Source organism: Sinanaerobacter chloroacetimidivorans (assembly GCF_018128545.1).
Lineage (GTDB): Bacteria > Bacillota > Clostridia > Peptostreptococcales > Anaerovoracaceae > Sinanaerobacter > Sinanaerobacter chloroacetimidivorans.
In genome coordinates this window covers 44,194-59,866 of record NZ_JAGSND010000021.1, presented here as the reverse complement: position 1 = coordinate 59,866, position 15,673 = coordinate 44,194, and the positions used below count along the sequence as shown (strand labels likewise).

At 42.6% G+C, this 15,673-nt stretch carries 13 protein-coding genes and 1 riboswitch; of the genes, 9 read left to right on the top strand and 4 right to left on the bottom strand.

What is annotated here, in order from left to right:
* Positions 1-276: 276 nt before the first annotated feature.
* The 6 genes from KCX82_RS20150 (at position 277) to KCX82_RS20125 (ending at position 7,851) form a co-directional block, all read left to right on the top strand.
* Complete coding sequence (locus KCX82_RS20150; RefSeq protein WP_227020275.1) at positions 277-1,206, top strand: ABC transporter permease; 930 nt, start codon at positions 277-279, stop codon at positions 1,204-1,206.
* A 1-nt stretch (position 1,207) separates the two neighbouring features.
* Positions 1,208-2,266 carry an ABC transporter permease gene (locus KCX82_RS20145; protein WP_227020274.1) on the top strand — a complete coding sequence of 353 codons (1,059 nt, stop codon included), beginning with the start codon at positions 1,208-1,210 and terminating at the stop codon, positions 2,264-2,266.
* A gap of 13 nt (positions 2,267-2,279) precedes the next feature.
* Positions 2,280-3,299, top strand: coding sequence for an ABC transporter ATP-binding protein (locus KCX82_RS20140; protein ID WP_227020273.1), 1,020 nt, complete (start codon positions 2,280-2,282; stop codon positions 3,297-3,299).
* The gene (locus tag KCX82_RS20135) at positions 3,292-4,254 is read left to right on the top strand and encodes an ABC transporter ATP-binding protein (RefSeq protein ID WP_227020272.1); all 963 of its coding nucleotides are present in this window, start codon (positions 3,292-3,294) and stop codon (positions 4,252-4,254) included. Before KCX82_RS20140 ends, KCX82_RS20135 begins: the two co-directional genes overlap by 8 nt.
* Positions 4,255-4,411: 157 nt before the next feature.
* The gene (locus KCX82_RS20130) at positions 4,412-6,064 is read left to right on the top strand and encodes a peptide ABC transporter substrate-binding protein (protein WP_227020271.1); all 1,653 of its coding nucleotides are present in this window, start codon (positions 4,412-4,414) and stop codon (positions 6,062-6,064) included.
* A gap of 203 nt (positions 6,065-6,267) precedes the next feature.
* Positions 6,268-7,851: an acyl CoA:acetate/3-ketoacid CoA transferase gene (locus KCX82_RS20125; protein ID WP_465250692.1), complete on the top strand. Its 1,584-nt coding sequence runs from the start codon at positions 6,268-6,270 to the stop codon at positions 7,849-7,851.
* 238 nt (positions 7,852-8,089) lie between these two features.
* Here the strand turns inward: KCX82_RS20125 and KCX82_RS20120 are convergent, their stop codons facing one another.
* On the bottom strand, positions 8,090-8,866 hold the full coding sequence (locus KCX82_RS20120; protein WP_227020270.1) for an enoyl-CoA hydratase-related protein: 777 nt from the start codon (positions 8,864-8,866) through the stop codon (positions 8,090-8,092).
* A gap of 260 nt (positions 8,867-9,126) precedes the next feature.
* Between KCX82_RS20120 and KCX82_RS20115 the strand changes: the two genes are divergently transcribed.
* On the top strand, positions 9,127-10,284 hold the full coding sequence (locus KCX82_RS20115; RefSeq protein ID WP_227020269.1) for an iron-containing alcohol dehydrogenase: 1,158 nt from the start codon (positions 9,127-9,129) through the stop codon (positions 10,282-10,284).
* 179 nt (positions 10,285-10,463) lie between these two features.
* Here KCX82_RS20115 and thiT read toward each other — a convergent pair whose 3' ends face one another.
* The 3 genes from thiT to KCX82_RS20100 all read right to left on the bottom strand — a co-directional run bounded on the left by thiT (position 10,464) and on the right by KCX82_RS20100 (position 13,388).
* A complete protein-coding gene (gene thiT / locus KCX82_RS20110; RefSeq protein WP_227020268.1) occupies positions 10,464-11,108 on the bottom strand; it encodes an energy-coupled thiamine transporter ThiT in 645 nt (214 codons plus the stop codon).
* Between the two features lie 111 nt (positions 11,109-11,219).
* A riboswitch (TPP riboswitch) is annotated at positions 11,220-11,313 on the bottom strand.
* A 145-nt stretch (positions 11,314-11,458) separates the two neighbouring features.
* On the bottom strand, positions 11,459-12,097 hold the full coding sequence (locus tag KCX82_RS20105) for a thiamine diphosphokinase (protein WP_227020267.1): 639 nt from the start codon (positions 12,095-12,097) through the stop codon (positions 11,459-11,461).
* A 16-nt stretch (positions 12,098-12,113) separates the two neighbouring features.
* Entirely contained in the window at positions 12,114-13,388 is a 1,275-nt protein-coding gene (locus tag KCX82_RS20100) for an O-acetylhomoserine aminocarboxypropyltransferase/cysteine synthase family protein (protein ID WP_227020266.1), read from the bottom strand.
* 354 nt (positions 13,389-13,742) lie between these two features.
* Between KCX82_RS20100 and KCX82_RS20095 the strand changes: the two genes are divergently transcribed.
* Together KCX82_RS20095 and KCX82_RS20090 are read left to right on the top strand one after the other, a co-directional pair.
* Positions 13,743-14,021, top strand: a complete 279-nt coding sequence (locus KCX82_RS20095; RefSeq protein ID WP_227020265.1) for a NifU family protein — start codon at positions 13,743-13,745, stop codon at positions 14,019-14,021.
* Between the two features lie 139 nt (positions 14,022-14,160).
* On the top strand, positions 14,161-15,639 hold the full coding sequence (locus KCX82_RS20090) for a 4-hydroxyphenylacetate 3-hydroxylase family protein (protein WP_227020264.1): 1,479 nt from the start codon (positions 14,161-14,163) through the stop codon (positions 15,637-15,639).
* Positions 15,640-15,673: the final 34 nt, after the last annotated feature.

Here is a 15,673-nt window from a genome sequence, read left to right as displayed (position 1 = left end):
TGACTGTATCAGGGCAGATATCTGTTTTAGTATATCAGAGTATTGAAAGACTAACTTCCGAATAACATAAAAAAACGGAACTTACTTTTTCAATTAACTGTTAAAAAAATAACCTCTATTTTTTATGCATAAATTAACAAAATATTACATATATGGGAATAGATATAATTGACTGCTAAAAGCAAATAGGTTAATATAATTACACTAAGAACATTAAACTTTATTATCTATAAAAAACAGATCTATGCAAAATGAATATTGGACGGAGAGAAGAGTATGGCGAAATATGTAATTGAACGTTTGTTTCAGGCTGTTGTTGTTGTATTACTAATTGCAAGTATTACCTTTTTACTCATGAATCTGGTTCCCGGTGGACCGTTCCTCAGCGAAAAATCACCGTCTCCGCAAGTGCTGGCGGCACTCGAAGCGAAATATGGCTTGGATCAGCCGGTGCTGGTTCAACTCAAGACTTATCTTACTGATCTTTTCCATGGTGATCTTGGAGTATCTTTTAAAATGCAGAAAAACCGTCCTGTATTGGACATTATAACGGACATGTTTCCAGTATCCGCAAAAATCGGATTATTTGCATTGCTTTGGGCTATTATCGTCGGAATTCCATTAGGCTGTATCGCAGCCTATCACAGAGGAAAAAAGCTTGACAGCTTTTTAAGGGTGGTGACCACTCTGGGGATTTCCGTTCCTTCCTTTGTTTTGGCGACAAGCCTGATGATTCTGTTCGGAGTCAAATGGAAGCTTCTGCCCATCGTTGGTCTATCCAGCTGGATGAGTTACATATTACCTTGTTTTTCTCTGGGTTTTCTCCCCATGAGCTATGTTGCAAGGCTTACGAGGTCCAGCATGCTGGACGTGATCAACCAGGATTATGTCAGGACGGCACGAGCCAAGGGCGTTCCTCCATGGCTGGTTGTTTTCAAGCATGCGCTAAGGAACTCCCTGATTCCGGTGCTGTCCTATCTGGGACCAATCACCGCGTTTACACTGACCGGAGGATTTGTAGTCGAATCTGTCTTCAACATACCCGGACTGGGCAGGTATTTCATACAGAGTATTTTAAACAGAGACTATCCGATCATAATGGGTACGACAATCTTTCTGGCATCCCTGCTGGTTATGATGAATTTAATCGTCGACATCCTTTATAAATTTGTTGATCCGCGTGTTGATTTATCAAGGAGGTCCTGATATGAAAAATAAGATGAGCATCAATCATATATTAAGCGCTCAGGTCGATGTGGAACCGATCCTGGCACAAAATGCATCATTCGAATTTCTGCCTGATGATTTTGAACTTGCATCAGATGATGAAAAAGCAAATTTTATTGAAATGCGAAAAAGTATGTCCTACTGGCAGGATGCCTGGAGGAGACTGAAAAAGAACCAAGTAGCCATGGTTGCGTTATATATCATCATAGCAATTATTCTGTTTGCTTTTATTGGACCGTATTTTTCTCAGTACGACTATTCCCAGCAGATCCGCGGATCTGAGAATATCGCACCTTGCTGGGAGCACCCTTTTGGAACAGATAACTTGGGAAGAGACATTCTGGTCAGAACCATGTTTGGAACAAGGGTATCTCTGATTATCGGAGTGGTAGCCAGCCTTCTCGTTTTGGTCATCGGAGCCACATACGGTGCGATATCCGGATTTATTGGGGGAAGAGTGGATGATGTCATGATGCGTCTTGCGGAATTGATTTATTCCGTTCCTGATATTCTTGTTGTTCTCCTCTTAACCACCGTATTGAAAGTACCTCTGCAAAACGCTTTTAATACAAGTCATCTTGCAATTATAAAAAGTCTGGGTGTTTTAGGACCTAGTCTGGTTGCAATCTTTATCGCATTCGGACTGTTATACTGGGTGGCATTGGCACGAATCATTCGTGGTCAGGTGCTGATGCTAAAGGAACAGGAATTTGTTACAGCGGCAAAAGCTTTGGGAGCATCAAATAAGAACATAATCAAGAAGCATTTACTGCCCAATTGCATCGGACAGATCATTGTTACTACCTGCCTGGAGATTCCTGCTGCCATCTTTCTGGAATCCTTCCTGTCCTTCCTCGGACTTGGAGTATCAGCACCGATGACGAGCCTTGGTTCCCTGGCGGCTGCTGCGCTCAGCGGTATGTATTCTTATACCTACCGGTTAATTATTCCTTCTGTCATCTTGAGTGTCATGATCCTTTCTTTAAACTTGTTTGGTGATGGGCTTCGGGATGCATTAGACCCGAGACTGAAGAAGTAGGAGGAAAAGAAAGATGGAAAACGTTAAAAACGAAGAAAAAGTATTACTGGAAGTAAATGATTTAAGAGTTTCCTTTTTTACTCCTGCCGGAGAGGTCAAAGCGGTGGGAGGTATCTCATACAATATTAACTATGGAGAAGTCATGGGAATCGTAGGAGAATCAGGCAGCGGCAAAAGCGTTGAAGCCTATTCCATCATGGGTCTCCTCCAGAGTCCGGGAAAGGTTGTGGGAGGAACCATCACTTTTGAAGGAGAGGATGTTCTTTCCTACAACAAAAAGCAGTTGCAGGATTTCAGAGGAAATCGCGTCAGCATGATTTTCCAAAATCCAATGACCTGTTTAAACCCGGTTTATACCATTGGTGATCAGCTGATTGAGGCAGTTCGTGTCCATCATAAAATACCCAAAAATCAAGCTTGGGCGAAAGCAATTGAAATGCTTGAACTGGTTGGAATCAATAACCCTGATAAGCGCATGAAACAATTTCCTCATGAATTTTCAGGGGGTATGCGACAAAGAGTCATGATTGCAATGGGATTGATCTGTGATCCGAAGCTGCTGATTGCGGATGAACCGACCACGGCGTTGGATGTTACGATACAGGCTCAGATTCTGGAACTCATGAAAGAGATTCAAAAAAAGACCGGGATGGCTATCATTTTCATTACGCACAATCTGGGTGTTGTGGCAGAAATCTGTGATAAGGTAGCCGTCATGTATGCCGGGCATATTGTCGAGAAGGGTTTGGTAGACGATATCTTCTACCAGCCGAAGCATCCTTATACCATTGGGCTTTTGGAATCTATGCCAAGAATCGATGCGGATGAATATGAAAGACTGATCCCGATCTCAGGAACACCGGTTGATATGCTGAATCCGCCTGCTGGGTGTCCCTTTGGCCCAAGGTGCAGCCATTGTATGAAATTATGCTTAAGAGAGACACCGCCGCTGTTTGAGGTAGGTGACGGACATTATTCCGCCTGCTGGCTGCTGGCAAAAGAAGAAGCAAAGGAGGGTGCTGTAAATGAATAATAATGTACTCGTCCGAATTGAACATTTAAGGAAGTATTTCCCCATCAAAGAAGGCTTTATGCAAGTCAAGAATGTTCAGGCAGTAGAGGATGTCAGCTTTTCGATTCGGGAAGGAGAAACCCTTGGTCTCGTCGGCGAATCGGGATGCGGAAAAACTACCCTTGGACGTACCATCTTGCGGCTGCATGAACCGACAGCCGGTAAAATATATTATAGAGACAAAGATATTACAAAAGAAAAAATGCTTCCTTACAGAAGAAAGATGCAAATCATCTTTCAAGACCCTTCCGCTTCCTTGGATCCGAGAAAGACGGTCTGTGAAATTGTGGGAGAAGCAATTGATATCCATAAACTTGCATCCGGCAAGACTGAGCGAATTGAAAAAATTCAAGACTTGCTGACCCAAGTAGGATTGAACAGCGAGCATTGCAACCGCTATCCCCATGAATTTTCCGGGGGACAGCAGCAGCGTATCGGCATCGCTCGAGCTTTGGCGGTGCAGCCGGAATTCATCGTATGCGATGAGCCGATTTCCGCACTGGATGTTTCGATCCAGTCCCAGATCGTCAACATGCTGGAGGATATGCAGCAGGAACGGAACCTCACATACCTGTTTATCGCCCACGATTTATCGGTGGTAAGACATATTTCCAACAGGATCGGAGTCATGTATCTTGGAAATCTTGTTGAACTGGCAGAAAGCAATGAATTGAATAGACATCCGCTGCATCCCTATACGAAAACACTTTTATCAGCGGTGCCGATTCCTGACCCTGTGAGGAGCAGGGAAAGAAAAAGAATTATCCTGGAGGGAGATATCCCAAGTCCCATGAATCCGCCTTCCGGCTGTAGATTCCATACCCGCTGCCCATACGCAACAGGAAGATGTAAAGAAGAGGTTCCTGAATTAAGAGAATTGTCCCCAGACCATTTTGCAGCTTGTCATATTTTATAACATAGGAAATATCACTTTCAAAGCTAATAAACGAAAACACAGTAATAGCTGCAATTTTATTTTCTCAAATAGAAAGTTTGGTTGCAGAATATTATAAAATGATCAAGTGCATTAAGTACTTGCCCAAAGGCAGGCAAAAAGGAGGAGAATGAGTTATATGAAAATGAAAAGATTCCTGGTATTAACTCTCGCATTCTGCATGGTATTTACACTGGCAGCATGCGGCGGAGGAGGCGGAAAGGAAGCTGACGCAGGCTTTGAAATGTCAATCTGTATCGCTTCAGAACCGATGACGATCGACCCGCAACTGAACAGCTCGGTAGACGGGGCGAATATGATCCAGCACATGTTTGAAGGCTTGATGAAGTGGAAGGATGACGGAAACGGCAATGCTGTTCTTACCGAAGGTCAGGCGGCAAGCTATGAGATCAGCGATGACGGTTTGGTTTATACCTTCAAGTTAAGAGATGACCTCGCCTGGTCCGACGGTCAGCCGGTTAAAGCCAGCGACTTTGTCTACGGGTGGCAGAGACTTGTGGATCCGGCTACAGCGGCAGACTATAACTACATGATCGATGGTATTGTTGTAAATGCTACTGAAATCATCGCAGGTGAGAAAGAACCGTCTGAACTGGGGGTCAAAGCCCTTGATGATTCCACTGTACAGATAACAATTACCAATGCTCTCCCTTTCTTTATTGAAATTTGCGCATTTCCTGCAACGTACCCCGTACGTCAGGACATGATCGAAAAGGGCGGGGATCAATGGACATTTGATCCTGCAACCTACATCGGAAACGGTCCTTACAAGATGAGTGAGTGGAAACACAACTCCTACATAAAAATGGTTAAAAATGATAAATATTATGACTATGCAAACCTTGGCCCGGATTCCATCAAATTTGCATTGATGGACGATGATAATGCTAAGCTTGCAGCCTTCAAGAGCGGTGAGCTGCTTCACATCTGGAATCCGCCGCTGGACGAAACCCAGGCGCTTCTGGCTTCAGGAGAACTGATCGCTGCCGACTATATCGGTACTTATTATGTATGTTTCAACGTAGAAGCAGATCCTTTTGATGATCCCCGTGTAAGAGAAGCATTCTCTCTGGTTATCGACAGAAATTATATCGTGGAGCAGGTCACCGGTACGGGTGAAGTTCCTGCTACCGGATTTGTACCAAGCGGTGTAAGTGATGCTGCAGGTCCCGGAGCCGATGACTTCAGAACCGTAGGCGGCGACTATTACAGCGTGGATCCTGCCGATTACAAAGCAAACTGCGACAAAGCCCGCGCGCTGCTGGCTGAAGCCGGATATCCCAACGGAGAGGGCTTCCCGATCGTGGATTACCTGTATAATACAATGGATTTGCATCAGTCAATTGCTGAAGCACTGCAAAATATGTGGCAGACAGAGCTGGGTGTTACCGTTACTCTGACCAATCAGGATTGGGGCGTATTTATGGAAACCAGAAAGAACCACGACTTCGTGATTGCCCGTAACGGCTGGATCGCTGACTACAATGACCCGATCCAATTCCTGGATCAGTTTGTTACTGGCGGAGGAAACAATGATTCAAATTATAATAACTCAAAATATGATGCCGAGATCGCTAAGGTTAAGAGTGGAAAAACTCCGGAAGAGAGATTTAAAGCGATGCATGAGGCAGAAGACGTCCTCTTTGCAGACAGAGTTATAGCACCGGTCTTCTTCTATACACAGCCTTATATGCAGTCGGAGAAGGTGAAGGGCATGTACTATACGCCTCTCGGATACTTCTTCTTCATGTACTGCACATTAGAAGAATAATCAGTGAAATAGAGGTTTGATTCAAAGATAACAAACAAATATAACAAACAAATTGAAGGATACTGAGCAATCGGTATCCTTCTTTTATGTTTTCAGTTCAGTTTATTCTCCGATTGTATACATGGTTTCCGATATTGACAAATATATAACGAAATGCTACCATAGAAGCAATGAGTAAATTTTAGTGATATTACTTATAATATATGAAACATATGTTGGAGGAAGGAAGTAGAATGAAGAACATGATGGTAATCACCGCAGAACAGGCAGCCAGTCTGGTAGAAGATGGACAAACAGTAGCATCCAGTGGATTTGTTGGAAGCGCCTGTCCGGAATCCTTAACAAAAGCACTTGAAAAACGATTTTTAGAAACAGGTTCTCCGAAAAATCTAACCTATTTCTATGCGGCAGCCCAGGGAAATCGAGACGGCCGAGGAGCAGATCATTTTGCACATAAAGGTATGACCAAAAGAGTAATAGCAGGTCATTATAATACAGCTCCATCTTTAGGGAAATGTATTTTGAATAATGAAATTGAAGGTTACAATCTCCCTCAGGGAACCTTATCTCAGCTTTGCAGAGATATTGCCGCTCATAAGGTAGGAACCATCACCCATGTAGGACTGAATACTTTTGTGGATCCCAGAAAACAGGGAGGCAAGCTGAATGAAATCACTACGGAAGATATCGTTGAAGTAGTGGATATCCTGGGCGAAGAACGTCTTCTTTACAAATCATTTCCGATTCATATCGTTTTCCTGAGAGGATCCTATGCAGATGAACTCGGCAATGTTACCGTAGAACGCGAAGTCGGTACCCACGAAGTGACAGCTCTTGCACAGGCTGCAAAGAACAGCGGGGGTAAGGTTATCGTTCAGGTAGAGCGTATTGTAAAGGCTGGAACCCTTGACCCGAGATTAGTGAAAATTCCTAGAATCTATGTAGATGCTCTTGTGATTTCAGAGCCATATGATCACCAGCAATGTTTCGACCATGAATTCGATCCTTCCCTGACTGGGGAGATTAAAGTTCCTGTTGACAGCCTGGAGATTCCTCCTCTCAGTGCTAAGAAAGTAATCGGACGCAGAGCTGCTATGGAACTGACTGAAAACACCGTGGTAAATTTGGGCATCGGTATTCCGGAATATATATCATGTGTAGCCAACGAAGAGGGAATCGGCGATTACATGACTCTTACCGTTGAAGCCGGTCCTATTGGCGGAGTTCCTTGCGGAGGTTCTCAATTCGGAGCCTCTGTAAATCCGGAATGCATCCTGTGCCAGCATGAACAATTCGACTTCTATGACGGAGGCGGAGTGGATCTTGCGTTCCTTGGTCTAGCACAGGCCGATAAAGAAGGAAACATCAATGTAAGCAAATTTGGTCCCAGAATTGCCGGCTGCGGCGGATTTATCAATATTACCCAGAACGCCAAGAGGGTATTTTACTGCGGTACCTTTACTGCAGGCGGATTGATTACCGACATTCGGGATGGCAAAATCACGATCATCGAAGAAGGAAGAGAAAAGAAGTTTATTGAAGAAGTAGAACAGATCACCTTCAGCGGTGAATATGCTGCGAAAATTGGGCAGCCTGTTATGTATATTACGGAACGAGCTGTGTTTGAATTGAGAAAGGATGGCGTATATCTGACAGAAATCGCTCCTGGAATCGACCTTCAGACGCAAATTCTTGATCTCATGGACTTTACACCGAAAATGGACGGTGCGCCAAAGCTTATGGATGCTCGAATTTTCTGTGACGAACTAATGGGATTGAAAAAATAACGAGACGAAAAGATGTCACCTGCCTTGTGGCCTTTTTGCCACAGCTTAAAACAGCAAGTCACATGATATATTTATCATAAATATCCTCCGAGAGCCCGCAGTCCAAAAACCGGATCTGCGGGTTTTCATTAATCAAAAATAAAGGAAAGCGGTGCTTGTGCACCGCTTTGTCTTAGTCACTCATTCTATTCGTTTATCAGTTTTTTAGAAACACAACGCTTCCATTTTCTTTTATTTCTTATTTATTGTTGAATTTCGCAGGTCTCTTTTCAAGGAAGGCTTTCATACCTTCAGCTCTGTCTTCGGAGCTGAATGGAGCTACAAGCGCTTCACCCTCAAAGGCAACACCAGTTAGAATATCCAGACCGATTCCGTTATTAATTACTAATTTAGCTGCTTGAATTGCGATTGGAGCTTTTGACATAATGGTTTTCGCAACTTTTTCAGCAGCTCCGATTAACTCTTCTGCAGGAACAACTTTTTCTACCAGTCCGATTCTGTAGGCTTCCTGAGCATCGATCATCTCAGCTGTCATGATCAGGTATTTTCCCATACCTTTTCCGACCAGTCTTGGAAGTCTTTGAGTACCGCCGAATCCGGGAATGATTCCGAGATTTACTTCCGGTTGTCCAAACTTTGCTTTTTCAGATGCGATTCTCATGTCGCAGGCCATGGCTAATTCGCATCCTCCGCCTAGAGCAAAACCGTTGATGGCACCGATAACCGGCTTGTCGATGGTTTCGATAAGGTTCATTACATTCTGGCCCTTGATCATCATGGCTCTGCCTTCCAAAGTTGTAAGGTTTACCATCTCGGAAATATCAGCGCCGGCAACGAAGGCCTTGCCTTCACCGGTCAGAATGGCAATTTGAACCTCCGGATCGTTATTGACAGCGGTAAAGGCTGCATAAAGCTCATCCAAAACTTCATTGCTAAGTGCGTTCATTGCTTTTGGTCTGTTTACAGTTACGTAAGCAATTCCATCTTTTACTTCATAGATTAAGTTCTGATACATGAAATTAGTTCCTTTCTATTTAGTTATAATTATTCATCTTTACATAAGATTGCCATCAATTTGTCTTGCAAATTGGGCAAGCTAATAAATGAATAGAATTTTATATATTAATCTTAGCACTTTAAAAATAATTAATCAATGGGTTAATTAATTGTCAGACAATTTTGTTAAAATATTATCAAAAACTTATTGAAATTAGTATTTTGATATGCTATTATGTGCCTAATAAGATATCCTATACTAATACGGAGGTAAAAAACATGGCAAATTTATTCTTTATTCCACAATACATTATATCCGGCGAAAACGCTATGAAAATGAGTACAGAATACATGAAGTCATTCGGAGAAAAAGCATTGATCGTTACGGATGACGTAATGGTTAAGTTAGGAAATGTTAAAAAATTGACAGATGCGTTGGATGAAATTAGTGTTTCCTATGTCATATATTCCGGTATTAACAGCGAACCTACGCATACAATGATTGATGAAGGTGTGGAAATTTACAAGAAGGAAGGTTGTGACTTCCTGATCGGAATCGGTGGGGGCAGCCCGCTGGATTCTATGAAAGCTATCGGTGCTGTAGTAACAAACGGCGGCAGTATTACTGAGTACATGGGTAAAAAGATTGAGCATAAGCTTCCGCCTACCTGTGCAATTCCTACAACAGCAGGAACGGGTTCAGAAGCTACGAAGGTATCTATCATTACCAATACCAACACAGGTGTTAAAATGCTATTAAATGATCCTAAGCTTATGGCAAACTTAGCAGTTGTTGACCCTACATTTACCGTAACGGTTCCGCCTGGAGTAACGGCTGCAACCGGTGTGGATGCATTAACACATGCCATTGAAGCGTATACTTCATTAAAAGCATTCTCTATGAGTGATATTTATGCATTATCAGCAGTAAAGAGAATCTTTGACAACATTTATGAAGTGTACACCAATGGTTCCAATGTAGAGGCCAGAAGAGAAATGGCAATCGCCGCGTTAGAGGCCGGTATCGCATTCAGTAATGCATCCGTAACTATCGTACACGGAATGAGCCGTCCAATCGGTGCATTGTTCCACGTTCCTCACGGTTTGTCAAATGCAATGCTGCTGGACGTTTGTCTTGACTACCTAAAGCCAGGTGCTGTAGCAAGATTGAATCAATTGGCCAAGACGATCGGCGTATATCGTCCGGGCATGACTCCGGATGAAGGTGCAGATGCATTCGTTGTTGCCACAAAAGCGCTGCTCAGAACTTTAAATATCAAAACTCCTGAAGAGTTTGGAATTGATAAGGAAGAATTTTTTAATCAGATTCCGAAGATGGCAGAAGATGCATTGATCAGCGGAAGCCCTCTGAATACAAGACGTACCCCGAATAAAGACGATATCATGAATCTTTATAAGAAGCTCTGGGATAAATAAGCTGCAGAAAATATGCAGAAAAAACTTAATTACTAACTCCTACAAGATATAATATAAAAAATGCACCTCGTGTATAAATCCTTTCTGTGGTCGGGTTTCATACATAGAGGTGCATTTTACATTCTCGGCTTCGAAGTCATTTGACTCATACCTATCTCAGTCTTGTTATTATATGTTTATTACGTTAGGCTTAATTGTGATTTCAGCCCTTCGATAACCTTTCTGACTGCCGGTATAAATAATACGATCAGCGTGATAGCTGCTTCGACTCCTAAGTAGGTCATATTGTAGTAGATCGACCAGGAGAAGGCATTGAATCCTTCCGGTGCGTATTCGCCAAAGAAGATGACTCCTGATAGCACGGCACAGACGTAACGGGAAAGCACACCGATAATAAAACCCAGGATTAATCCATTTTTTTTATTTTTCATAAGCCCGGCAAAGGCGAGAGCACCAAAGGCCAAAGGATAATCCAGCAGCATCTGGATGGGGTGAATAACATAGGGATTAAAAATAAGATCGATGAGACCCACGCACATTCCGGCCATCATTCCTCTGCGAACTCCAAAAAAATAGGCACAGGTAACAATGGGCAGCATGCTGAAAGCAGTAATGGAACCGCCTTGAGGCATGCGGAAAAGAATGATCTGATTTAATGCGATGGCCAAGGCTACCATGATAGCAGATACAACCATAGCCTTCGTATCAGGCTTGCTGTTGCGTCCTGATATGAGTATACCGAGAAATAACAGGATAATCACGATTAACGTTGAAATCTGGCCTGCTGTGGATTCAAAGAACCCCTGTAATTGTTCTGATGACATAAAAAAACCTCCTTTTATTTCGCAGGTACTTCGCGGATAATTATGCGGGTACTTTGCGATGATTTTGCAGGAGGGGATAATTGATGCATGCATAAATCTGATGCATATGTGCATACAACTTGACTGCTTCCCTACGCCGGTATTATCCGGATCAGGTAATGAGGGTCGAAAAAACTCTCAGCATATAGCTCCCCTAGCAAAAATATTTAATTGATGTAGAACATTGTACACGGCCGGTTATTTTTTGTCAATTTATTTTTGGCTATTTTTCATGTGCAAATTTGAAATTTATTTCTCTGTTGCAGAAATTTTTTTCTCAATTGGTGAAAGCCGAGAGACCTATTTCTGTATCAATCCTGAGATAAAATAATTAATAATTTCCCTTTTTTATTTTCTATTCGGGCATATTCTTCTTCAAATTCATTGCTGACTCCCAAAGGAAAACTATTGTTCAATATTGTTTCGTGCAAGGGGTATTTTACACCATGAATAGACACGCCGGAACAAGTTTCCGTGAAAGAAAAAAGGGAGATCTTTGTGTTCTCCTGCTTGGCTATCTCTATAGCCCCGGATTCGATCATTGTTGCCTTGTTTTTTCCGTCCAGAATCCATAATTTTTTTTTACAGTCAATGGCATAGGAAAGGGTCTGAAGATTGGCGATGGTGTGATCTAAACGGCCACCCAGCCCGCCGATGATCAGGAATTGATCAAAACCTTGATCAATCCCGTATTTCAGGCAAATCATCGTGTCCGTATCATCTTTTTCAACGGCCAGCCGGATAATTTTGCAGTGAGCACCGCATTCTTCGGACAGCTTGTTTTCCGGGTAGGAATCAAAGTCCCCGATCACTATGTGCGGAGATATTCCCCCGGAAATAGCATGAGCATAGCCGCCGTCTGCACAGATAACAAAGTCATCCTCGCAGACATTCTGATAATCCAGTCGGCCTGCGGAATGATAAGATGTTATGATTACACATCTGCTCAATGGTTAGCCATCCTTTCTATATTGCATTTAAAGCTTTGTCAAAGTCTTTGATAATATCTTCTATATCCTCAATTCCAACGGAAACACGGATCATTTCAGGATAGATTCCTGCCTCGATCTGCTGCTGCTCATTGAGCTGCCTGTGCGTTGTGCTGGCAGGATGCAGTATGCTGGTTCTCAGATCTCCGAGATGTACGACAAGATGCACCATATCCAGATGCTTGATCAAATCTTTTCCGGCCTTTGCGCCGCCTTTGATTCCGAAGGAAAGTATGCCGCTGGCACCCTTAGGCATATATTTTTGACCTAAGTCATAATAAGGGTCGCCTTTCAATCCCGGATATTTCACCCATTGCACCTTTGGGTGACCAGATAAAAACTCAGCCAGTTTTCTGGCGTTATCACTGTGCCGCTCCATTCTGAGATGCAATGTTTCCAGCCCGAGATGGAACATAAAGGCGTTAAAAGGGCTGACAGTACAACCGTAATCCCGCAGAAGCTGTACTCTGGCTTTTACAATGTAGGCTGCAGGTCCGAAGGCTTCAACATATTTCAGCCCATGGTAACTTTCGTCCGGTTCCACAAGGCCAGGGAATTTTCCGTTATCCCAGTTAAAAGTTCCTCCGTCGACGACGATTCCGCCTACGCTGGTGGCATGGCCGTCCGTGTATTTTGTGGAGGAATGCACAATAATATTGGCTCCGTGTTCAAAAGGTCGGCATAAATAAGGAGTTGCCAACGTATTATCTACTATAAAAGGGATGTCCAGTTTCTTCGCAGCTGCGGCAAACTTCTCAAAGTCAAGTACATTCATGCTTGGATTTGCTATAGTTTCTCCGAAAATAGCCTTTGTATTCGGTTTCGCGCAGGACAAGATCTCATCCAGATCCGCATCTGGGTCAACAAAGGTAAAGTCAATGCCCAGCTTTCTCAAGGATACATCAAAAAGATTAAAGGTACCGCCATAGATACTGGAGGAAGAAATCACATGATCTCCGGCATTACAGATATTGATAATAGAAAACATGCTGGCACTTTGACCGGAAGAAAGGGCCAAAGCTCCGACGCCGCCCTCAAGGAGATTCATTTTCCCTTCAAATCCGTCGGTAGTAGGGTTTCCGATTCTTGTATAAAAGGAACCCCCAACCTTTAGATCAAACAGGTCCGCTACATAATCAGAATCATCATAGGAAAAGGTGGTACTTTGAACAATCGGAAGTACTCTTGGTTCTCCTGGTTTTGGACGATAGGTTCCCTGAACGCATTTTGTATTAAACTGGTAGTCACTCATAATTTTTTCCTCCTCGGTAAGAAATATTCGTCTTATAAAGATAGCATAAATAAAAAACATTTGCAAAGCTGTCACAGAAACGCACACCAAATTGTGACAAAATCGCACACAATTTTGTCACAGAATCGCACACTATCAATCTCTGTAAATTTTTCAGAATATTTTTAAGTAAATATTATCTGCAAATTTTGAATTTTTCAAAAAAAATTATAACATAATTTTTAGCAAATTACAGCAGAATTTACTAAAATTCTACGGCAAAAACCATTGAATTTACTTGCTATTCAACAATTGTTTCGGTATACTGAGTGTGGGTAATAAATTAGTAAACGAATAAAAAAGGGGGGTAGATTTATGGAAGAAAAAATTAAAAAAGTGCTGGAGGAAAAGGTAAATCCAGTGCTTGCATCACATTTCGGAGGAGCTGTTCTCGTGAGTTTTGAGAATGGTGTCGCATTTGTGAGATTAACCGGTGCCTGCAGTTCCTGCCCATCCGCACAGTACACCATCGAGGACGTAGTTAAGAGCATTGTAACGGAGGAAATACCGGAAGTCAAGGACGTTGTACTTGACACATCCGTCAGTCCTGAGCTGATGGATATGGCAAGAAAAATTTTGAAGAAGCAGATTTAGAAAAACTTGGCCGTTTTTGGCATGAGTCTTGCACCTTTTTTTCTTAGTTATAATTGGCACCGTGACGGGGGGTAAGCAATAGGGCATTCCTTTTCGTCATAGAGCCCAAAAATATTTTCATGTAAGGAGTGGTTGTATTATGGCATTAATGACTGGAGCTCAATATATCGAGAGCTTAAAAAAGTTAAACACGAAAGTGTATTTATTTGGTGAAGAGGTTAAGGATTGGGTGGATCATCCAATGATCAGACCTTCTATTAATTGTCTGGCTATGACATTTGAATTGGCACATGACCCTGAATATGCTGACTTGATGACTGCAAAGTCAAACCTGACAGGAAAAACTGTAAACCGTTTCACACATTTACATCAGAGTTCTGGTGATTTAGTGAAAAAAGTTAAAATGCAGAGATTACTTGGTCAGAAAACTGCTTCCTGCTTCCAAAGATGCGTAGGTATGGATGCTTTCAATGCTGTTTATTCCACTACCTTTGAAATTGATAAAAAGTATGGTACTGAGTATCATGAACGTTTTAAGAAGTATGTTGAATATGTTCAGGAAAATGACCTGGTAGTTGACGGTGCAATGACTGACCCGAAGGGTGACAGAGGAGCTGCTCCAAGCCAGCAGACTGATCCTGATATGTTCCTTCGTATTGTTGAAAAGAGACCTGACGGTATCGTGGTAAGAGGAGCAAAATGTCATCAGACCGGTTCCATCAACTCACACGAACACCTGATCATGCCTACCATCGCTATGACAGAAGCTGACAAAGAGTATGCAGTATCCTTCGCAATTCAGTCTGATGTTCCCGGCATCTTCATGGTATATGGAAGACAGTCCTGTGACACAAGAAAATTAGAAGAGAATGCTGATATCGATCTTGGAAACAAGACTTTCGGCGGACAGGAAGCTTTAGTCGTATTTGATGACGTATTTATCCCAAATGACAGAATTTTTATGTGTGAAGAATATGACTTCGCCGGAATGCTGGTAGAAAGATTTGCCGGATACCATAGACAGTCCTACGGCGGATGTAAGGTTGGCGTAGGCGATGTTATCATCGGTGCTGCTGCTCTTGCTGCTGATTACAATGGCGCACATAAGGCTTCCCATATTAAGGATAAGCTCATTGAAATGACTCATTTAAATGAAACTTTATACTGCTGCGGTATCGCATGTTCTGCAGAAGGTTACCCAACTCAAGCAGGAAACTATCAGATCGATCTTCTTCTTGCCAATGTATGTAAGCAGAATGTAACCAGATTCCCATATGAGATCGTAAGATTAGCAGAAGACATCGCTGGCGGATTGATGGTAACCATGCCTTCACAGAAGGACTTCGAATCCGATCTGAAGGTAGGACAGACAGGAAAGACAATCGGAGAATGGTGCAACAAACTTTATGCAGCTGCTCCTGGCGTATCCACTGAAAATAGAATGAGAATCTTAAGATTCCTTGAAAATATCTGTCTCGGATCTTCTGCAGTTGGTTATAGAACAGAATCACTTCACGGCGCAGGATCACCACAGGCTCAGAGAATCATGATTGCTCGTCAGGGTAACATCAACCAGAAGAAAGAACTTGCAAAAGTTATCGCAGGCATCAAAGAATAATCGAAACGAATGATTGAATATTGAAAAAAGAACC